At 73.9% G+C, this 18,884-nt stretch carries 18 protein-coding genes; 13 read left to right on the top strand and 5 right to left on the bottom strand.

Features of this window, described 5'->3' with window-relative positions:
* Positions 1-185: 185 nt before the first annotated feature.
* The 6 genes from ACIP8Z_RS06740 to ACIP8Z_RS06765 all read left to right on the top strand — a co-directional run bounded on the left by ACIP8Z_RS06740 (position 186) and on the right by ACIP8Z_RS06765 (position 8,194).
* Positions 186-803 carry a TetR/AcrR family transcriptional regulator gene (locus ACIP8Z_RS06740; protein WP_319317203.1) on the top strand — a complete coding sequence of 206 codons (618 nt, stop codon included), beginning with the start codon at positions 186-188 and terminating at the stop codon, positions 801-803.
* Positions 787-2,442: an acyl-CoA dehydrogenase family protein gene (locus ACIP8Z_RS06745; protein WP_402079615.1), complete on the top strand. Its 1,656-nt coding sequence runs from the start codon at positions 787-789 to the stop codon at positions 2,440-2,442. Before ACIP8Z_RS06740 ends, ACIP8Z_RS06745 begins: the two co-directional genes overlap by 17 nt.
* A gap of 180 nt (positions 2,443-2,622) precedes the next feature.
* Positions 2,623-4,050 carry a hypothetical protein gene (locus ACIP8Z_RS06750; protein ID WP_402079618.1) on the top strand — a complete coding sequence of 476 codons (1,428 nt, stop codon included), beginning with the start codon at positions 2,623-2,625 and terminating at the stop codon, positions 4,048-4,050.
* Positions 4,051-4,153: 103 nt separating this feature from the next.
* Entirely contained in the window at positions 4,154-5,410 is a 1,257-nt protein-coding gene (locus ACIP8Z_RS06755) for an AAA family ATPase (protein ID WP_402079620.1), read from the top strand.
* Positions 5,411-5,418: 8 nt separating this feature from the next.
* Positions 5,419-6,723 carry a VWA-like domain-containing protein gene (locus tag ACIP8Z_RS06760; protein WP_402079623.1) on the top strand — a complete coding sequence of 435 codons (1,305 nt, stop codon included), beginning with the start codon at positions 5,419-5,421 and terminating at the stop codon, positions 6,721-6,723.
* A 130-nt stretch (positions 6,724-6,853) separates the two neighbouring features.
* Positions 6,854-8,194, top strand: a complete 1,341-nt coding sequence (locus ACIP8Z_RS06765) for a M20 family metallopeptidase (protein WP_402079626.1) — start codon at positions 6,854-6,856, stop codon at positions 8,192-8,194.
* Positions 8,195-8,203: 9 nt separating this feature from the next.
* On the opposite strand, the gene ACIP8Z_RS06770 is transcribed toward ACIP8Z_RS06765, so the two are convergent.
* Positions 8,204-9,094 (bottom strand): LysR family transcriptional regulator, encoded by an 891-nt coding sequence (locus ACIP8Z_RS06770; protein ID WP_402079629.1) that lies wholly within the window; start codon positions 9,092-9,094, stop codon positions 8,204-8,206.
* 129 nt (positions 9,095-9,223) lie between these two features.
* On the opposite strand from ACIP8Z_RS06770, the gene ACIP8Z_RS06775 reads away from it, so the two are divergent.
* Both ACIP8Z_RS06775 and ACIP8Z_RS06780 read left to right on the top strand, forming a co-directional pair.
* Entirely contained in the window at positions 9,224-10,498 is a 1,275-nt protein-coding gene (locus ACIP8Z_RS06775; RefSeq protein ID WP_402079632.1) for an MFS transporter, read from the top strand.
* Positions 10,495-10,812: a cupin gene (locus ACIP8Z_RS06780; RefSeq protein ID WP_402079634.1), complete on the top strand. Its 318-nt coding sequence runs from the start codon at positions 10,495-10,497 to the stop codon at positions 10,810-10,812. Before ACIP8Z_RS06775 ends, ACIP8Z_RS06780 begins: the two co-directional genes overlap by 4 nt.
* Before the next feature lie 19 nt (positions 10,813-10,831).
* On the opposite strand, the gene ACIP8Z_RS06785 is transcribed toward ACIP8Z_RS06780, so the two are convergent.
* Positions 10,832-11,347 carry a tetratricopeptide repeat protein gene (locus tag ACIP8Z_RS06785; RefSeq protein WP_402079637.1) on the bottom strand — a complete coding sequence of 172 codons (516 nt, stop codon included), beginning with the start codon at positions 11,345-11,347 and terminating at the stop codon, positions 10,832-10,834.
* Positions 11,348-11,516: 169 nt separating this feature from the next.
* Between ACIP8Z_RS06785 and ACIP8Z_RS06790 the strand changes: the two genes are divergently transcribed.
* Together ACIP8Z_RS06790 and ACIP8Z_RS06795 are read left to right on the top strand one after the other, a co-directional pair.
* Positions 11,517-13,133: a PHB depolymerase family esterase gene (locus tag ACIP8Z_RS06790; protein ID WP_402079639.1), complete on the top strand. Its 1,617-nt coding sequence runs from the start codon at positions 11,517-11,519 to the stop codon at positions 13,131-13,133.
* A gap of 86 nt (positions 13,134-13,219) precedes the next feature.
* Complete coding sequence (locus ACIP8Z_RS06795) at positions 13,220-14,626, top strand: threonine/serine exporter ThrE family protein (RefSeq protein ID WP_402079642.1); 1,407 nt, start codon at positions 13,220-13,222, stop codon at positions 14,624-14,626.
* Positions 14,627-14,652: 26 nt separating this feature from the next.
* Here ACIP8Z_RS06795 and ACIP8Z_RS06800 read toward each other — a convergent pair whose 3' ends face one another.
* Positions 14,653-16,002, bottom strand: coding sequence for an Ig-like domain-containing protein (locus tag ACIP8Z_RS06800; RefSeq protein ID WP_402079645.1), 1,350 nt, complete (start codon positions 16,000-16,002; stop codon positions 14,653-14,655).
* 262 nt (positions 16,003-16,264) lie between these two features.
* Positions 16,265-16,750 (bottom strand): SRPBCC family protein, encoded by a 486-nt coding sequence (locus ACIP8Z_RS06805; RefSeq protein ID WP_402079647.1) that lies wholly within the window; start codon positions 16,748-16,750, stop codon positions 16,265-16,267.
* A gap of 147 nt (positions 16,751-16,897) precedes the next feature.
* Here ACIP8Z_RS06805 and ACIP8Z_RS06810 point away from each other — a divergent pair, with 147 nt between their 5' ends.
* Together ACIP8Z_RS06810 and ACIP8Z_RS06815 are read left to right on the top strand one after the other, a co-directional pair.
* Positions 16,898-17,509 (top strand): PadR family transcriptional regulator, encoded by a 612-nt coding sequence (locus ACIP8Z_RS06810; protein WP_402079650.1) that lies wholly within the window; start codon positions 16,898-16,900, stop codon positions 17,507-17,509.
* Positions 17,510-17,625: 116 nt separating this feature from the next.
* A complete protein-coding gene (locus ACIP8Z_RS06815) occupies positions 17,626-18,075 on the top strand; it encodes a peroxiredoxin (protein ID WP_030316940.1) in 450 nt (149 codons plus the stop codon).
* Between the two features lie 17 nt (positions 18,076-18,092).
* On the opposite strand, the gene ACIP8Z_RS06820 is transcribed toward ACIP8Z_RS06815, so the two are convergent.
* Positions 18,093-18,287: a hypothetical protein gene (locus tag ACIP8Z_RS06820; RefSeq protein ID WP_402079653.1), complete on the bottom strand. Its 195-nt coding sequence runs from the start codon at positions 18,285-18,287 to the stop codon at positions 18,093-18,095.
* A 177-nt stretch (positions 18,288-18,464) separates the two neighbouring features.
* Between ACIP8Z_RS06820 and ACIP8Z_RS06825 the strand changes: the two genes are divergently transcribed.
* Complete coding sequence (locus ACIP8Z_RS06825) at positions 18,465-18,863, top strand: SHOCT domain-containing protein (RefSeq protein WP_402079656.1); 399 nt, start codon at positions 18,465-18,467, stop codon at positions 18,861-18,863.
* Positions 18,864-18,884: the final 21 nt, after the last annotated feature.

The following is an 18,884-nucleotide window of genomic DNA, read 5'->3' on the forward strand; positions in this document are numbered from 1 at the left end:
TCCGATCGCGCGGCGAACGCACGGCGAACGCCCCCACCCCCGCAGGGTGGGGGCGTTCGCCGTTCCCGTTCCCGTTCCCGTTCCCGTTCCCGTTCCCGTCCCCGCGCCCGCGCCCGCGCCCGCGCCCGCGCCCGGAGCGTGCCCCGACCCTTGATGAAGAAGTGAATCACTGCTTCACTTCTTCCATGCCCTACCGACGCACCCCCGCCGTCCAGGCCCGGCTCGACGCCCAGCGCGCCGCCGTCGTCGACGCGGCCCGGGCACTGCTCTCCGAGCAGGGATACGCGGGATGCACGGTGGCAGCCGTCGCCGCCCGCGCCGGAATCGCCACAGGCAGCGTGTACCGCCACTTCCCCGGCAAGACGGAGCTCTCCGTGGAGCTCTTCCGGACCGTGGTGAGCCGGGAGGTCGCGGCCGTCTCCGAGGCGGCCGGACATCCCGGACACCGTTCGGCCGCCGAGCGGGTGGTCGCCGTCATCGAGACCTTCGCCCTGCGGGCCCTCAAGTCGCCGCGCCTCGCCTACGCGCTGCTCGCCGAGCCCGTCGACCCGGCCGTGGACGCCGAGCGGCTGGTCTTCCGGCGCGCGTTCCGCGACGTGTTCGCCGCGCGCGTCGAAGAGGGCGTGCGCTCGGGCGAGCTGCCGCCCCAGGACCCGGTCCTGACGGCCTCGGCACTGGTCGGGGCGGGCGCCGAGGCGCTCGTCGGCCCGCTGGCGGAGGGGTCCGTCGGGCCCGGCACCGTACCCGCACTCGTCACCTTCACCCTGCGAGCACTGGGAGTCCCCGATGCCGACCACGCATGAGGTCACCAACCAGGTACCGCCCCTGACCGGTTACGACGTCTCCGCCGACCCCGCGCTCCTGGAGGCGCTGCGCCGGGAGGGCGCGGGCTGGGCCGAGGCCGAGGTCCGCGAGCTCGGCGCACGGGCCGGCGGCGAACAGGCCCAGGAATGGGGGCGGCTCGCCGAGCGCCACTCCCCCGTGCTGCACACCCACGACCGGTACGGCCACCGGATCGACGAGGTCGAGTTCCACCCGCACTGGCACGACCTGATGGACGTGGCCGTCCGGCACGGGCTGCACGGCGCGCCCTGGCGGGACGAGCGGCCGGGCGCGCACGTCGCCCGCGCGGCGAAGGTGTTCGTGTGGGGGCAGGCCGACGCGGGACACCTGTGCCCGGTCTCCATGACGTACGCGGCGGTGCCGGCGCTGCGCGCCCAGCCGGAGCTGGCCGAGGTGTACGAGCCGCTGCTGGCCTCCTCGTCGTACGACTTCGGCCTCCGCGTGCCGACGGAGAAGCGCGGGATCATCGCCGGGATGTCGATGACCGAGAAGCAGGGCGGCTCGGACGTCCGGGCGAACACGACCCGGGCCGTGCCGACGGGCGAGCCGGGCCAGTACGCGCTGACCGGCCACAAGTGGTTCACCTCGGCGCCGATGTCCGACGTCTTCCTCACCCTCGCGCAGGCACCGGGCGGCCTCTCCTGCTTCCTGGTGCCGCGCGTCCTGCCGGACGGCAGCCGCAACGCGATCCGCCTCCAACGGCTCAAGGACAAGCTGGGCAACCGCTCCAACGCCTCCTCCGAGATCGAGTACGAGGGCGCCCTCGGCCGGCTCGTCGGCGAGGAGGGGCGCGGGGTGGCCACCATCATCCGGATGGTGAACATGACGCGGCTCGACTGCGCCATCAGCTCGGCCTCCGGGATGCGCCTCGGGCTCGTCCAGGCGGTGCACCACGCCACGCACCGCGAGGCGTTCGGGGCGCGGCTCGTCGACCAGCCGCTGATGCGGAACGTCCTGGCCGACCTCGCGGTGGAGGCGGAGGCCGCCACGCTCGCCGCCCTGCGCCTGGCCGGCGCGGTCGACCGGGCCACGCGCGGCGACGCGGAGGAGGAGCAGCTGCGGCGGCTCGGGCTCGCCGTCACCAAGTACTGGGTGTGCAAGCGGGCGCCCGCCCACGCGGCGGAGGCCCTCGAATGCCTGGGCGGCAACGGCTACGTGGAGGACTCGGGCCTCCCCAGGCTCTACCGGGAGTCACCGCTGCCGTCGATCTGGGAGGGTTCGGGGAACGTCGCCGCACTCGACGTGCTGCGGGCGATGGCCCGTCAGCCGCAGGCGGTGGAGGCGTTCTTCGCGGAGGTCGACCTGGGCGCGGGTGCCGACCGGCGTCTGGACGCGGCCGTCGCGGGCCTCCGCAAGGACCTGGCGGGGCTCGGCGACCCGGACGCGGCGGCGTACGGGGCGAGGCGGCTCGTCGAGCGCCTGGCCCTGGTGCTGCAGGGCTCGCTGCTCGTACGGCACGGGGATCCGGCGGTGGCGGACGCGTTCTGCGCGTCGCGGCTCGACGGGGACCGCGGCCTCGCGTTCGGCACGCTGCCCGCGGGGGTGGACACGGCGGCGATCATCGCGCGGAGCGGTCCCGACGCGGTGAGCGAGGGCTAGGAGCACCGGGGAGGCTTCGCCGGCCGGGCCTCCCGGTCCGGGCGGTGAAGCCCTCCCCGCGACGGGTGGTTGGGCCGGAGAAAACCTCTGGTCCCGCCGCTCGGTCCTCGTTACGATCATCGTGATGACGACCTACTCCGCTATCAGATCGGGGGTCCCGTCCGCGCAAGGTGAGTGCTGATGCTCACTCGTTCCGCGAACGGCGACACCCGCCTTTCCCTCTGGCTGCGCGTGCGCGAGTTCGCCGTGCCGCCCTCCATGATCGAGACCGCCGACCGGCGGCGCACCGCCGGTGACTGGGCCGGCGCCTGTGCCGCCGCGAACGTCGACGTCGATGTCGACCTCCGCTCCGCCGCCCGTGCGTACGGGCGGGAACTCACCGCCCTGGTCCGGGCGGATCTCCGGCAACTCGCTCCCGACCTGCTGCGCTGGCACATGCCGCGGATCGCTCCCGACGGATTACTGCGCCCGGGGCTCACCGTCCCGCTGGCACGCTACGAGGTCCCGGGAGCCGTCGCGCGGGACGACGTGGGCGCCGACGACGTGGGGGACATCGCCTCCCACGCGCTGTACCTCGTGGTGCGGACCACGCCCGCGTGGGCGGACGCCGGACAGCGGATGAGCCTCGCCCTGTGGGACGGATCCCGTTCCGCGGGCGAGCGCCGCCATCCGCATCCGCGCCCGAGTAGGCGGTACCGGCTGGATCTCCATCGCCATCTCTGGGACGCGCGGCGCAGCGACGAACTGCGGGTCCGTTCCGGGGCGGACAAGGAGCCGTCCGTCGATCCGCCGTCGGATACGCCCGCTGACCCGTCGTCGCCGAACGAGGAGGCAGCCGGCCACGCCGTCGACCGCTGGGCGGCTGAGGCCGGGATCCTGCTCCGGGCCGAGGGGCGGGACTCCGGGCGCGTCCGTGTACGGCTCGGGGGCCGCCGACAGGTGGTTCTCGACGTGCCGGCGGGCGGCGGCCCGGCATCGGTCGCCCCGGTGATGCCTCCGGCGGCGGTGCGGGCGCTGCCCACACTGCCCGACGCGGCGACCTGGGTGCTGCCCGATCTGGAATTGCTGCGCGCCGGCCTCATCGAGGCCGGCCGGCTGCATCCGCTGGTCGCCTCCGCGCTCGTACCCGACCACCGGCCCGCCGGTCCCGCCCCGTTCGCGGATCCGCCCGGGCAGCCACGTCCGGTGGACTGCCGGGGAGCCCGGCACCGGATCGGCCTGTCCGACGGCGTCCTCGTCCCGCTCGACCACCCCCCCGCCGAGATCCGGCGGGAGGAGCTCCTGGTCGCGCTGGGCGGTCCTCCTCTCCCCTGCCTCCAGGTGATCGACGACGCCCACCGCCGTCCGGACTGCCTCACGGGTGTCCGCGAACGACTGGATCACGGCGACACCGCCGGCGCGCTGGCCGTCGTCGAGGGCCTGCTCGGCCCCGGCGCCGCGCTGCGCAACGGCGCGCTGCGGGACGCCCTGGAGTCGGCCGCCCGGCGGCGGATCGCGTACGGGCTCTACCGAGCCGGCCTCCACGGCCCGGGACCGGGACGTGTGCTGCCCGGGACGGACCGCCCTCGGAGCCATCGCGCCCGCCCTCGCCACAGCCGCACCCGCTGATCGAAGCGGTACCGGCCCGCCCCACCGGCATCCCCTCATGTCGCCGGTACCGGCGGTCACGCCCGTACCGGCGCACCCACGACGAACCCACAGGTGATCATCCATGCCCTTGAGCACCCCTTCCCCCGCCCAGCTCGACGTCGCCGACGAACTCCTCGCCCTGCTGCGCGACTCCACGACAGAGCCGCGCCCCGACGACCAGCTGGAGGCCCTGACCCTCGCCGTCGCCGCCGACCTGCCCGTACTCCTCTGGGGTGAGCCGGGGATCGGCAAGACGGCCGCGCTGACCCAGCTAGCCAAGTCGCTGGACCTCCCGCTGACGACGGTGATCGCCAGCGTGCACGAGCCGTCCGACTTCTCCGGACTGCCCGTGATCGGGGACGATCCCGCCGAGCAGGGCGTCCCGATGGCCCCGCCGGACTGGGCGGTACGGCTCGTGAAGGCCGGCCGCGGCCTGCTGTTCCTCGACGAACTGTCCACCGCCCCACCGTCGGTGCAGGCGGCTCTGCTCCGTCTCGTCCTGGAACGGCGGGTCGGTGCCCTGCGGCTGCCGTCCGGGGTGCGGATCGTGGCCGCCGCCAACCCGCGGGCCTCGGCCGCCGACGGCTGGGAGCTGAGTCCGCCCCTGGCCAACCGTTTCGTACACCTCCAGTGGACCCACGACCACGATGTCGTCGTCCGCGGCCTCGGCGGCACCTGGCCTCGGGCGACCCTGCCCCGGCTCGACCCGGAGCGCCTGCCGCACGCCGTGGACTACGCGCGGCGCGCGGTGTGCGGACTCCTCGCCACCCGCCCCACGCTCGTCCACCGGCTGCCCAGCGGGGAGACCCGGCGGGGTGGCGCCTGGCCCTCGCCCCGCAGCTGGGAGATGAGCCTGCGCCTCATCGCGTTCGCGACCGCCGCCGGGTCCTCCCGCGAGGTGATCTCGCTGCTCGTCAGGGGCACCGTCGGGGACGGTCCGGGGCTCGAACTCCTGGCGAGTCTGGACCGGATGGACCTCCCGGACCCCGAGACGCTGCTCGCCGACCCGTACGGCGCCGAGCTGCCGGAGCGGGGTGATCTGCGCCAGGCAGCACTCGACGGAGTCGTGGCCGCGGTCGGGGCGCGCCCCGAGAAGGCCCGTTGGGAGGCCGCCTGGGCCCTGCTCGCCCGGGCGGCGGAGACCGGCGCGCCGGATCTCGTCGTCGTACCGGCGACCACGCTCGCCTCGCTCCGCCGTACGGAGTGGGACGTGCCGCCCACCATCGAACGGCTCGCGGGGGCGGTCTCGATGTCCCGGCGCGCGGACGAGGCGGCGGCCCTGGTCGCGAGCGGCGCGCGGCGCGCGAACGGCGCGGCCTCTGCCGCGGGCGCACGATGAGCGCGGGCGTGGGTGCGGGCAAAGGCGCCGATGCCCGCGCGGGCGCGGACGCAAGCGCCGGCGCGGGCCCGTGCGCCGGCGCCGGACCGTCGCTCGATCTCGACAAGCTCTTCGCCGCCCGGCTGTTGGCCGTCCGGGCCCGGCCCTATCTGGCGACCGCGTTGTTCGCCCTGCACGTCGTCGAGTCCCGGCAGGTGCCGACGATGGCGGTGGACCGGCACTGGCGCTGCTACGTCTCGCCGGCCTTCGTCAACCGGACGCCGGTCGAGGAACTGGCCGGTGTGTGGGTCCACGAGGTGTCGCACTTCCTGCGCGACCACCACGGGCGTGGTGACCGGGTCGCCCGGGACCGTGGGCTCACCGGCCCGGGCGCCAGGCTGCTGACGAACATCGCGGCGGACTGCGAGATCAACGACGACGTGTTCGGGGACGGCCTGGTCATGCCCGAGGACGCGGTCACTCCGGGCTCCCTCGGGCTCACCTCCGGCGAGTTGATGGAGGACTATCTGCGCCAGATCGGCCTCGGCTCCGGCATGCAGCACCTCGCCTGGCTGGACTGCGGCAGCGGTGCCGACGGTCTGGAACGGGAGTGGGATCTGGGGTCCGACGGCGCGGACGGCCTCAGCGAGCAGCAGCAGGACGCCGTCAGGTTCCGGGTGGCGCAGGCCGTCAAGGGCCGCCCGGGGAGCGCGCCGAGGGGGTGGAAGCGGTGGGCGGAGGAGGTCTTCCACCCGCCGCAGCCGTGGCGGGACCTGTTGGGGGCGGCGGTCCGTTCGGCGGCCTCCGCCTCCGGCGCGGGTGAGGACTACTCGTACGGCCGGCCGTCGCGGCGCTCGGCGGGGCTGCCGGGCGCCGTCCTGCCGAGTCTTCGGCGCCGGCCGCCCCGGGTCACGGTGATCGTGGACACGTCGGGGTCGGTGAGCGACGCCGAGCTGGGGGGCGCGCTCCTGGAGGTGGCCGCGATCTCCCGGGCTGTGGGCGGGCGTCGTGACCTGGTGAGCGTGATGTCGTGCGACGCGGCGGCCCGCACCGTGCATCCGTTGTGCCGTGCCGAGGGCATCCCGTTGGTGGGCGGCGGCGGTACGGATCTTCGTGCGGGCTTCTCCCGGGCGCTGCGGACGGCGCCCCGGCCCGACGTCATCGTGGTCCTGACGGACGGCCAGACCCCGTGGCCTTCCGAGCGGCCGCCGTGCCGGACGGTGGTGGGGCTGTTCCCCCGTGACGGGTCGCGCGGCGGTTCGTGGATCGAGAGCGATCCCGACTACCGGCCGGACACCCCGCCGGACTGGGCGCGCGTGGTGACGATCGGCTAGGCGGACGGTCCGGCGATCAGCTCGACGAACGGCCCGGCGATCAGCTCGGCGATCGTGAGGGTGCGGCGGGTGCCCGCCGGGACCGTGCCGGGTGCCGCCCGGGATGGCAGCCTGGTGGAGCACGTACCCCATGGCCACGGCCGATCGTCATCGGCCGGAACGACAGGGAGTCACGTTGGGCGGCGAGGCGATCCACGACGAACTGGACAGACGGGCGGCCGAGGTGGCGGACCAGGTGGTGGCCTGGCGCCGCCACCTGCACCGGTATCCCGAGCTGTCCAACCGTGAGGTGAACACGGCCCGCCTGGTGGCGGACCACCTGCGCTCCCTCGGCCTGGACGAGGTCCGCACCGGTATCGCCGGGCACGGGGTCGTGGGCGTGCTGCGCGGCGGGACCGCGGGCGAGCGGGTCGTGGCGCTGCGGGCGGACATGGACGCGCTGCCGGTCCAGGACCTGTGCGGGGCGGACTTCGCCTCCGAGGCGGTCGACACCGCCTACCCGGGCGGCCCGTTCCCCGTCTCGCACGCCTGTGGGCACGACTGCCACACGGCGGCGCTGCTCGGCGCGGCCACGGTGCTCGCGGGCGTGCGCGACCGGTTGCCGGGCACCGTGCTCCTCGTCTTCCAGCCCGCCGAGGAGGGCCCGCCGGTCACCGAGGAGGGCGGGGCGCGGGCGATGGTCGAGGCGGGCGCGTTCGCCGATCCGGTGCCGACGATGGCGTTCGGGCTGCATGTGACTCCGCATCCGAAGGGGTACGTCGGTTACCGGGTCGGCAATCAGTACGGTGCCTCGGCCCTCGTCCGTATCGTCGTCACCGGGAAGCAGACCCACGGCTCCACGCCCTGGGAGGGCATCGATCCGATGCCGGCGGTGGGGGCGGTCCTGACGGGCATCGGCCAGCTGTACCGGCAGGTGTCGGCGTTCGACCCGGTCACGGTGTCCATCGGGCACATCGAGGACGTCGGCCGATTCAACATCGTCGGGCAGACGGTGACGCTGTGGGGCACGGTCCGGTGTGCCGTGGAGTCCGACATGGCACGGGTCGAGCAGCGCCTCACGACGCTCGCGGAGCACTCGGCGGCGGCGTTCGGGGCGACGGCGACGGTGGAGTACCTGCAGCCCGTGCCGCCCGTGCACAACAGCGGGCCGTGGGTGGCGGCGGGCCTTCCGACCTTCCGCCGTGTGGTGGGCGAGGAGCGGCTGGTGGAGACGGGCGGGACGCTCGGGTACGACGACGTCTCCGAGTTCGTCAGCCGATTCGGCGGCCTGTACGTGATGCTCGGTGTCCAGGACGCCACCCTGGACGCGTCCGGGCGACCGGTGCCGGTGCCCGGCAGGAGGGGTCTGGTGACCAACCACAACCCGCACTTCTACGCGGACGACGACACGCTCGTCACCGGCGTCCGGCTGCACGCGCACGTGGCGTACGACCATCTGACGGGCGCGCTCGTCCCCCGCGACGGCGGCTGAACGGCCGGGTCATGCCTCCCGTACGGCCCCGACCGCCGCCACGAACGCCCTGATCAGGGCGGACTCGGCGGCGGTGGGCCAGACCAGGCCGTACTCGAGGGGCGGGGCGTCCCGCAGGGGGACGTAGGCGATGCCGGGCCGGGGGTGGTAGCGGGCGCCCCGGGCCGCGCCCGGGGTGCCGCCACGGCCCGCCGTCACATGGGAGAGGACCTCCTGCCAGGTGGCCGCGACCGGGCCCCGGGGGATGGCGGCCCCGGACGGGGTCTGCCGGGGGTAGTGGTGGTCGAGCCAATGGCGCGGGTGGGCGCCCGCGATGGTGATCAGAGGCAGCTCGGCGAGGTCCTCAAGACCGAGGGACGGTCGTCCGGCCAGCGGGTGGGCGGCGGGCAGCAGCAGGACGCGGTCGTCGCGGACGACGACGGGGCCGGTGGTCAGCTCCGGCTCGCGCACGGGGAAGGCGGCGATCTGGATGTCGAGCTCGCCGTCCTGGACGGGCCGGACTCCGCCGTCGAGGGGGACCTCGCGGACGGTGATCTCGCAGCCGGGATGGCGGCCGATGAGGGCGTCGGCGGCTGCCGTGAGGATTTCTGCGTCCCAGGGGGTGCCGAAGCCGGCCCGCAGTCTCCCGTGGACGCCGCGTCCGGCCTCGGTGGCCCGCGCCAGGGCCGTACGGATCTGCTCACAGGCCGGCAGGAGGTCCTCGTACAGACGCAGACCGACCGGGGTGAGGACGACGCTGCGGCTGGTGCGGGCGAAGAGCGGGGTGCCGACGCGGCGCTCCAGCTTCTTCACGGTCTGGCTGACGCGGCCGGTGGAGACGCCGAGACGCTCGCCGGTGCGCCCGAAGTGGAGCTCCTCGGCGAGCGTGAGGAACGTTTCCAGTTCGTACCGTTCGAGCACCGGACCTCCTGTACGACCGCTGTGATCGTTGAGTGTGGCTCAACGCCGGTTTCATGATGACAGCTTGTTCCGCCCGGGCGGGGGCGGGGAGCCTGGAGGCGTCCCCCTCCCCCGTACGGAAGAGACTTCGTGGAGCCTCGCGCCACCGCCCCGACCCCCTCCACCGCGCCCGGGCGGCCGGTGAGGGTGAACGTCCCCCTCTTCGCCGTCGCCGGCGCCGTCACCGTCGCCAACATCTACTTCCCGCAGCCGCTCCTCGCCGCTGTCGCACGGGGCCTCGACGTGTCGGAGCGGACGGCGGGACTCGTCGCCTCGGCCGCGCAGATCGGGTACGCGCTCGGCATCCTGCTGCTCGTGCCGCTGGCCGACACCGCGCGGCTCCGACGCCTGACCTCGGTGCTGCTCGCCCTCACCACCGCCGCGCTGCTCGTCGCGGCGGCGGCACCCGGTGTGGTCACGCTGACGCTCGCGACGCTCGCGCTGTCCACGACGACGGTGCTCCCACAGATCCTCACCCCGGTGGCGGCCGTGCTCGCGGGCCCCGGGCGGCAGGGCCGGACCGTGGGGCTCATGGGTCTCGGGCTCACGCTGGGCTCGACCCTGTCGCGTACGGTCTCGGGCGCCGTCACCGACGCGAGCGGCAGCTGGCGGGCGGCCTACCTCGTGGCCGCCGCGGCGACGGCGGCCCTGCTGTGCGTCCTGCCGCGCCGGCTGCCCGAGCGGCTGGGCGCGCGCGGCCGCACCTCGTACGCCGGGCTCCTCGCCGGGCTGCCCGGGCTCCTGGCGGCCCATCGCGCGCTGCGGGTCTCGGCGCTCCTCGGGGCCTGTGTCTTCGCCGCGTTCAGCGTCTTCTGGGCGGTGCTCGCCTTCCACCTGGCGGCGTCGCCGCTGGGGTACGGGCCGGGCGCGGCCGGGCTCTTCGGGGTGCTGACGCTGCCCGCCGCGCTGCTCTCGGCGACGGCGGGGCCGCTCACCGACCGGTACGGGGCCCCTCTCGTCAGCGCCGGGGGCCTGGGGCTCGCGGCGCTCGGGCTCGGTGTGGCCGGCCTGGTCCCGCACTCCCCCGCGGGCCTGGTCGTCGCGGCGAATCTGCTGGTGGTGGGGGTCAGCTCCTGCCAGGTGGCCAACCAGGCGAGGATCTTCGGGATCGGCCGGGAGGTGGCCGCGCGGGTCAACACGGTCTTCATGCTGTCCACCTTCGGAGGCGGGGCCCTCGGCTCCCTCGCCGGGACCTGGCTGTACGCGGAGCACGGCTGGTCCGCGGCGCTGCTCGCCGCCGGGGTGTGCGTCGCCGCCGGCGGGATCGTGGTGGCGCGTTCCGGACAGACGGTCCCGAGTTGCGTCCCGGACGTCACACGGGAGGCTGGGGGTATCCGCCCGCGCATCCCGCAGGGAGAGTCATGAAGCTGGACCTCACCGCCCTGGCCGACGAGCACATGGCCGCGGCCCGCACCGCGCCGCACGGGCGCAGCGCCCACCTGATCATGCACGACGGGGTACTCCGGCAGTCCGTGATCGCCCTGACGGCGGGCACGTCCCTGGACGAGCACAACGCGCCGCCGGCGGCCAGCCTCCAGGTGCTGCGGGGCCGGGTGAACCTGACGATGGCGGGCCGCACGGAGGAACTCTCGACGGGCACGCTGCGGATGCTCAGGGAGCGGCACGGGATCACCGCCCTGGACGACGCGGTGGTGCTCCTGACGGCGGTGAACGACTGACGACGCGGGCCTCCTCGGCTCACCCGATCGCGTCGAGGTCCTCGGCGTAGTGCTCGATGGCCCGCCGGTACTGCCGTACGGACGGGTCCTCGCTGGTGGCGGCGAGCAGACGGAGCAGCAGCCGGGTCGACTCGTGGTGCCGGCCGGTGTTGTAGAGGGCCATCGCGAGGAAGGTCCGCAGGGAGCCGTCCTCCGGGAACTCCTCGACGGCGCCGGTCAGGAGGGCGACGGAATCCTCGTGGCGGCCGAGGACGCGGTAGGTGCTGCCGAGACCGAGGAGCGCCCCGCGCCGGTCCTCGGGGGTGAGCCCGGTGCCCGTGGCCCCGCCCGCGAGGGCGCGCTCGTAGTACGGCACGGCCTCCTTCTCCAGACCGAGGACGTCGTGCGCCCAGGCCGTCTGGTACGCGATCTCCGCGTCCTCCGGGTGCCGTGCGGCGAGGGCGACGAGCCGCTCGCGGGCCTCTTCCCGGTGGCCCTGCCCCCGCAGTGCGACCGCCTCGGCCAGCCGGCCGTCCCTGTCCTCGTGGTGTGTCATGACCTCATCCTCGCAGCTCGCGTCGGGCGGCCCCACGGCGGCTGCCAGGTGACGGGCCGCCATACCGGAGTGGCCGGATTGTGGCGTCCTCGCCCATGGAGGAGGGCTGCCGACCGCCCATAACCTCCCGGCCGACCCTCCGTCAGGAACGAGCCGCCCGGGAGATCCCATGCGTTCACCCCGTCCCACCCGTCGCCGCGGGCCACACCGCTTCGCGGCGCTGCTGCTGTGCGTCGCCGCGACCCTGTTTCCCACCGCGGCCCCCGCCGGGGCCGCCGCTCCCCCGCCGGTGCCCGGCACGCTCCAGGGCTACGACATCGGCTCCGTGTTCAGCGCCGGGGTGTCGTCCGGCGGGTACATGGCGACCCAGCTGCACGTCGCGTACTCGGGTACGTTCGTGGGCTCGGCGGCGTTCGCGTCGGGGCCGTACGACTGCGCGCGCGGCCAGCTCGCCACGGCGCTCAACGCCTGCATGGACACCACACAGAACCTTCAGCTCGCCGCCCTGGAACAGGCCACGCGCGACCGGTCGGCGCAGGGCCAGGTCGACCCGGTGGCGAATCTGGCCGGTGACCCGGTGTACGTGTTCAGCGGCTCCGGCGACACCACGGTGAAGCGGCCGGTGGCGGACGCTCTCGCCGACTACTACGGTCGTTTCGGCGCCCGGGTCCGGTACGACCGGTCGACGGCGGCGGGGCACGCCTGGATCACTCCGCTCGGCCCCAACTCCTGCACGGTGACGCAGACCCCGTTCCTCAACAACTGCGGGATCGACGCCGAGGGGGCGCTGCTCGGGCATCTCCTCGGCTCGGTCGTGGCGCCCGGTTCCGGCACCGGCGGCTCGCTGATCCGCTTCGACCAGAACGCGTACGCGCCGGGCGGCTCGGCGGCGGCCCTGTCGATGGGCGCGGAGGGGTTCGCGTACGTCCCTGCCTCGTGTGCGCAGGGGGCCCGCTGCAAGCTGCTCGTGGCGCTGCACGGCTGCAAGCAGGGGTACGCGTACCAGGGCTTCGGAACCCGGTTCGTGGAGAACGCGTATCTGAACGAGTACGCCGACACCAACGACATGATCGTGCTGTATCCGCAGGCGGCACCGACCGCGACCCTGGAGAACCCGAACGGCTGCTGGAACTGGTGGGGCTACCTCGGCGACGCGGCCTACGCCCGGCACGGCGGAAAGCAGATCGAGGCGATCATGGGCATGGTGCGGGCGCTGCGCGGCACCGGCACGCCCCCGCCCACGGGCGACCGGACGGTCCTGTCGAGCACGGACGCCGAGGACGGGTACGTGAAGGCGGCGGCGGACGGTTCGGGCGCGGCGGCCGGCACCCTGGAGGACGTGTACGGGCTCGCGCTGGGGCGGGGTACGGACGGCAAGGTGAACCGGTCGGTGGTCTCCTTCGACACCTCCCGGATCCCGGCCGGCAAGGAGGTCACCCGGGCCTGGCTGACCGTCACCAGGTCCAGCGGCTCCGGTGACCCCTGGGCGTCGCCCTCCGGCAACCGGCTGCAGGTGGACCTGCGCACGGGGTGCTTCGGCGGCTGCGCGGTCGAGCCGGCGGACTGGTCGGCGGCGGCGACGGTGCCGGGCGCGGCGCGCGTCGACGCGTTCACGTCGGGGAGCGCGGTGTCGACGGACCTTTCGGCCGAGGCGCTCGCGGCGCTGAACCGGGGCGGGGTCACGCAGTTCAGGCTCGGGTTCTCGTCGGCGCCGACCGGGACCGCGTATCTCTTCGTGAACCAGGCGACGCCGGTGACCCTGACGGTCGAGTACCGCGAGGGCTGACGGTCGAGTACCGCCAGGACTCACTCTGGTGGACACGGCGGGCGGCGGGCGGGTGTGCGGGGCGAGGTGCTGCTAGTTTCTCCCGAATGCGCCTGTTGTCCCGCTTCGACGTGCGTGCTTTCGGCCGCAGGGCGGCCGCCCTGTGGCCGCGGCGGCGTGGCCGGGACGCCCTCACCGTGCCGGAGGCGGAGGACGCCGGCCGGGAGCGGTTGAGGGATCTCGCCTCGCTCCTCTGCGAGCTCGGCGCCGAGCTGCTGCGGGCCGGGGAGCAGACGGCCGAGGTGGAGAGCGCGCTGCACGACGTGGCCGCGCGCTACGGGATGCGGGTGCGGTCCTTCGTGGTCCCCACCGGTCTCTTCGTCCGGGTCGGCGGCGGCCCCGACGGCCGGGGCGGCGAGCTGGACTTCGCCCCTGTCGAAGGGCCCGCCCTGCGGCTCGACCAGGTGGAGGCGCTGCAGTCCCTGGTGAAGCGGATGCGCGCCGAGGCCATGCCGTTCGAGGACGTGTCACAGGCGCTCCGGGAACTCAGGGAGCGCCCGGAGCCGTTCAGTCCGGCGGCCGCCGTGCTCGGTTACGTCCTGCTCACCGTGGGCCTGGGCGCGATGCGGCACGCGACCGTCCCGGCCGTGATCGGCTACACGGCGCTCGGCGCGGGGGTCGGTCTGCTGCGGCTCTTCGGGGACCGGCTCCCCGCTGCCCGTACCGCGCTGCCGGTGGTCGCGGCGATCCTCGTCACGGCGGCCTCGCTGCGCTGGGCGGGCCCGCTGCTGCACGAGGCGCCGACCGTGCTGTACATCCCGCCGCTGATCGCCTTCCTGCCCGGCGCCGCGCTGACGCTGGGCGCCATCGAACTGGCCACCGGAGCCGCCCTGTCGGGCATCGCCCGGCTGGCCGGGGCCCTGAACGTGCTGCTGCTCCTGGCCCTCGGCATCCTGGTCGGCACCGAACTCGTCAAGCCCCACCCGTCGTCCGGGCCGGCGGCCGAACCGCTCGGCACCTGGGCGCCCTGGGTCGGCGTGCTGCTGCTCGGCTTCGGGTTCCTGCTGTACTTCTCCGCCCCGCCACGGGTCACCCCCTGGCTGCTCGGCGCCCTGGTCGCCGAGCGGTTCGTGCAGTCGGTGGCCTCCGAGTTCGCCGGGGTGACCTTCGGCGCCTTCGCGGCCGGCATGCTGCTGCCCCTGATGGCGCGCTGGATCTCGCGCCACTCGCACACTCCGGACCAGGTGATCTTCCTGCCGTGCTTCTGGCTGCTCGTGCCCGGCGCCGTCGGACTCACGAGCGTCTCGGAGATCATCGTGGAGGGGGACACCGGGGGCGGCCTGGACAGCCTGGTGAACACGGTGATCACCGTGGCCGCGATCGCCCTGGGCGTCCTGGTCGGTGCGGGGCTGCGGCGGCGTCCGAGGCTGAGCGTCGGCGAGCCCTCCCCGGCGACGGTTCCCACCGCGCCGGAGACGTCGACCGGGGCGGACGGGCCGACGCCGGGGCGCTGAACCTCCGGTGCCGGGCCGGCGAGCGGTCACAGTGCCGGGCGGAGGGCGGCCCCGGCGCTTCCGGAGCGGTGGGCCGCGGCGCCGGAGGCGAAGGCGCTGCCCCGGAGCCACTCGGGCCAACTGAGGTTCCAGTCGCCGAAGCCGTTGTCGAAGGGGGTCATGGGTTCGCCGTACCCGTTGACCACGCGGACGAGATCGCCCTCGCGCACGGTGGAGAACAGCCAGGCGGCGTCCTCGGTGCTCATGCCGGTGCAACCGTGGCTGACGTTCTCGCTGCCCTGCGCGTCGAGCGACCAGGGCGCGGCGTGCAGGTACTCGCCGCTCCAGGTCACCCGGGTGGCCCAGCGGACCTTCAGGTCGAAGTAGTCGCCGCTGCCACGGGTGATGCCGATGGAGTCGCCGCGCATCCGGACGAGCGGCTCCTTGCCGAGGACGACCTTGGTGCCGCCCCGGGTGCGGTAGCCGGCCTTGCCGGTGGTGACCGGGAAGGTGCGGATCGGCTCGCCGTCGCGGAACACGGTCGTCGTGAGGGCGGCGACGTCGGTGACGGCTTCGAGCCTGGCCCCGGTGGTGAAGGTGACGGGCTGTGAGCGGCCCCCGTACAGGCCGCCGATGACCCTGGCCCCGTCCAGGCCGCTGCGCACCCGGACCGTGGTGTGGGCGGGCCAGTACGCGCGCGGCCGGTAGTGGAGGGTGTCGGAGTCGACCCAGTACCAGGCGCCCTCGACATGGGGTTCGGCCCGCACGAGGAGGGCGCGTTCGACGACGCGGCGGGCCTGGGGTTCGTCCGCCGGTACGGGGTGGCTGAGTTCGGCGGTGACCGGCTGGCCCACGCCGTACGTGCCGCCGTCGTCGGGGCCGAAGGTGACGGTGAGCCGTTCCCCGGCGGGGGCGGCCGTCGTACGGAAGTCCAGGCGGGCCACGTGACGGTCGGCGCCTTGGGTCCCGGCCCGCTCGACGACGAGGCGGGCCGCGTACCGGGCGCCCGCGGGGAGTGGCACGGCGCTGGTCCAGCGGGTGCCGTCGCCGCTCGGCGCCCCCGCGACGCGACGGCCGCGCTGATCGGTGACGGTGACGTCGGCGAGTACGCCGGGGGTGCGCAGCGCGAGTTCCACGGGTCCGGAGACCTGGTCTCCGAGGGTGAACGCCTCCCCTGTCAGGACCCGTCCGCCCCGGAGCTCGACGGTGTGGCGGGGTGCGGAGCAGAGACCGCCGGCGGCGGCACAGCCGTCCACCGTGACGAGGGCGGTGGGTTCCGGGACCGCGAAGGAACGCGTGTCGGGGTCGGTGGGCGACTGGGCCGCCGTACTGACGAGAACGGCTCCGACCGCCAGGGAGAGCGCTCCCCACCCCCGTACGTATCTGCGTGACGACACGTCCGACACACCCTCCCCTTTCCGACGACGACCAGGAGGCCGGCAGACGATGCCGACCTAAGCATCAAATCGGATGAAAGGAGAAACAGATGATCAAGGGGGCGGGTGTGGCGCCGGAGTGGCGGCTGAGACGACTCGAATGGATCAGCGGGGCGATGCCGACCGGCTCAGGGAGGGCGGTTGCCGACCGGCTCAGGGAGGGCAGTTGCCGACCGGTTCAAGAGGGTCGCCGACCGGCTCGGGGAGGCGGTCGGCGACAGGCTCAGCGGGGCGGTTCCGGGAGTTCCTCGCCCGTCTCCAGAAGGGACTTGAGACTGGAGATCAGCGCGGGCCAGCCCTCGCCGATCATCCCCTTCATCAGACCGTCGGGGTCCAGGTCGTCATGGGTGACCGTGAGCTTGACCGTGTCGCCCGAGGGCTCGATCAGGAAGGTCACCGTGGACCGGGGCTCCCGGGCGAGCCGCTCGTACACGTCCTGGTCGAGCCGCACGGCCCGCGCCCAGTCCGGTGTGAAGGTGTGCCAGGTGTACGACAGGAGGCGGCCGGGCTCGGCCTCCAGGACGACCTGCTCGGGGTCGACGGTCCGGCGGCCGTCCTCGTCCCAGACCATGGGGGCGCCGGGGGTCCACTCGCTCTCGAAGGCCACACCCCAGTACCGCCGGGTGAACGCCGGGTCCGTGAGCGCCTTCCACAGCTCGTCGGGGGTGGTCCGGATATAGGTGGTGTAGACAAACGTGTGGCTGTCCATCGCGCTGCCCCTCGGATCTGCCGTCCCCTCCCTCCAGCCTAGGCAGGCGCCGGACGGACGTGCCAGCGTAGGACCCCCGTCCGGCCTGGGGATCGCCGGTTGAATAGGTGCGGAGGAAACTATTCAACGTGCTGCTAGCGTGTCGGGATGTCCCTCAAGCACGCCGTCCTCGCAGCTCTCCTGGAGGGCGAGGCCTCCGGATACGACCTTGCCAAGATCTTCGACGTGTCCGTCGCCAACTTCTGGGCCGCCACCCCGCAGCAGCTCTACCGCGAGCTGGACAAGCTCGCCGAGGCCGGCCTGATCACGGCGCGCGTGGTGGAGCAGGAACGGCGTCCCAACAAGCGGATGTTCAGCCTCACGGAGCCGGGCATGCGGGATCTGGCCTCCTACACGGCCACGCCGCCGCGCCCCAGCGCCGTACGGGACGAGCTGCTGGTCCAGGTCCAGGCCTGCGACGAGGGCGACACGGCGGCGGTGCGCGGGTTCGTGGCCCAGCGGATGGAGACGTCGCGGGCCAAGCTGGCGCGCTACGACCGGCTGCGGGAATGGATGCTGGCCGGACGGGACGAGGAGACGTACCTCGACGAAGCGGAGCGGGTCGGCCCGTACCTCACGCTGATGCGCGGCCGGTTCTTCGAGGAGGAGAACCTGCGCTGGGGCGAGCGCGCCCTCACCGTGCTCGACCGGCGCGCCACGGCCCGGGGCGGGGCGGCGGCGACTACGGCTGCTACTGCTACTACGGCGCAGCAAGCCTGACCGGGCTTGACCGGCCACCCGAAAGGGTGACGGCGGGTCCTACCGTGCGGTAACGTCACCGGCCGGCCACCGGACGCGCCGGTGGCGGAGCACGTACGGATCGGGGACGGGCCTCTATGAACGTCGGTGACCTCGTCGAGGATTTCAGCCTGCCGGACGAGACGGGGGCCGCGCGTTCTCTGAGCGGTCTGCTGGCCGAAGGGCCGGTCGTCCTCTTCTTCTACCCGGCGGCACTCACCCCCGGCTGCACCGCCGAGGCCTGCCACTTCCGGGATCTCGCGGCCGAGTTCCGCGCCGTCGGCGCGCTGCCCGTCGGCATCAGCACGGACCCGGTGGAGCGACAGCAGGAGTTCGCCGAACGGCACTCCCTCGGCTATCCCCTGCTGTCGGACCCGGACGGTGCCGTGCGCGACCGGTTCGGCGTGAAGCGCGGGTTCTCGCTCGCGCCGACGAAGCGGGTGACGTTCGTGATCGGCCAGGACCGGCGGGTGCGGGAGGTCGTACGCAGCGAACTGCGCATGAGCGCCCACGCCGACCGCGCGCTCGCGGCCCTGCGCGGCGCCTGAGCCGACCCCGAGTTGCCTCAGGCGCCGAGGAGTGCGGCCGTGGCGGCCGCGAACTCCTCGGGGGTGAGCAGCCCTTGCCGGGCGAGTTCGCCGAGCCGGACGAGCTGATCGGTCACCGGCGCCGGTGGGGTGGCGGCCGTGTCCCCGCGGCGCAGATCCGCCTGGGCCGTCACCGCCGACAGCGTCAGCCGCTCTCCCGGGAAAGCGAGCACGACACATTCCACCGGCCCCGTTGCGCTCCGTTCCTCGTGCGGTACGCGGCATCCATCCGAACACGGTCGCCGGGGGCCCGCACGTGGAGCGGCCACGACATGCGGAGGCGGCCGGGCTGGGTGAAACTCGCTCCATGCCCGGCCTCCCCGGCCGGTGCGGGAACGGAGTGCGCCGGTATGGACGACTACCCTCTCCTCGACCTCTTCTGGACCATGCTGTGGTTCTTCCTCTGGATCATGTGGCTGTTCCTGCTGTTCAAGGTGATCAGCGACATCTTCCGGGACCACTCCCTGAACGGCTGGGCGAAGGCCGGTTGGCTGATCTTCTGCATCCTGCTCCCGTACCTGGGCGTGCTGGTCTACGTCATCGCCCGGGGCAAGGGCATGGGCGAGCGTGACGTCAAACGGGCCAAGGAGAGCGAGGCCGCGTTGCAGGACTACATCCGCAAGACCGCCGGCCCCCAGGAAGGCGGTGGCGGTGCCGCCCACGAGCTGGCCCGGCTGGCCGAGCTGAAGGACAAGGGCGCGATCACGCCCGAGGAGTTCGAGAAGGCGAAGGCCAAGATCCTGGCCTGAGGCCCAGGAGGAGCATGAGAA

Source organism: Streptomyces sp. NPDC088553 (assembly GCF_044752965.1).
In the GTDB taxonomy this organism is placed as follows: Bacteria; Actinomycetota; Actinomycetes; order Streptomycetales; family Streptomycetaceae; genus Streptomyces.

Excerpts from the sequence above, each read along its gene's own strand:
- ACIP8Z_RS06755 (WP_402079620.1), top strand. The coding sequence starts at position 4,154 with ATGCCCTTGAGCACCCCTTCCCCCGCCCAGCTCGACGTCGCCGACGAA.
- ACIP8Z_RS06810 (WP_402079650.1), top strand. The coding sequence starts at position 16,898 with ATGTCCCTCAAGCACGCCGTCCTCGCAGCTCTCCTGGAGGGCGAGGCC.
- ACIP8Z_RS06740 (WP_319317203.1), top strand. The coding sequence starts at position 186 with ATGCCCTACCGACGCACCCCCGCCGTCCAGGCCCGGCTCGACGCCCAG.
- ACIP8Z_RS06745 (WP_402079615.1), top strand. The coding sequence starts at position 787 with ATGCCGACCACGCATGAGGTCACCAACCAGGTACCGCCCCTGACCGGT.
- ACIP8Z_RS06825 (WP_402079656.1), top strand. The coding sequence starts at position 18,465 with ATGGACGACTACCCTCTCCTCGACCTCTTCTGGACCATGCTGTGGTTC.
- ACIP8Z_RS06785 (WP_402079637.1), bottom strand. The coding sequence starts at position 11,347 with ATGACACACCACGAGGACAGGGACGGCCGGCTGGCCGAGGCGGTCGCA.
- ACIP8Z_RS06765 (WP_402079626.1), top strand. The coding sequence starts at position 6,854 with ATGGCCACGGCCGATCGTCATCGGCCGGAACGACAGGGAGTCACGTTG.
- ACIP8Z_RS06750 (WP_402079618.1), top strand. The coding sequence starts at position 2,623 with ATGCTCACTCGTTCCGCGAACGGCGACACCCGCCTTTCCCTCTGGCTG.
- ACIP8Z_RS06815 (WP_030316940.1), top strand. The coding sequence starts at position 17,626 with ATGAACGTCGGTGACCTCGTCGAGGATTTCAGCCTGCCGGACGAGACG.
- ACIP8Z_RS06780 (WP_402079634.1), top strand. The coding sequence starts at position 10,495 with ATGAAGCTGGACCTCACCGCCCTGGCCGACGAGCACATGGCCGCGGCC.
- ACIP8Z_RS06805 (WP_402079647.1), bottom strand. The coding sequence starts at position 16,750 with ATGGACAGCCACACGTTTGTCTACACCACCTATATCCGGACCACCCCC.
- ACIP8Z_RS06790 (WP_402079639.1), top strand. The coding sequence starts at position 11,517 with ATGCGTTCACCCCGTCCCACCCGTCGCCGCGGGCCACACCGCTTCGCG.
- ACIP8Z_RS06795 (WP_402079642.1), top strand. The coding sequence starts at position 13,220 with ATGCGCCTGTTGTCCCGCTTCGACGTGCGTGCTTTCGGCCGCAGGGCG.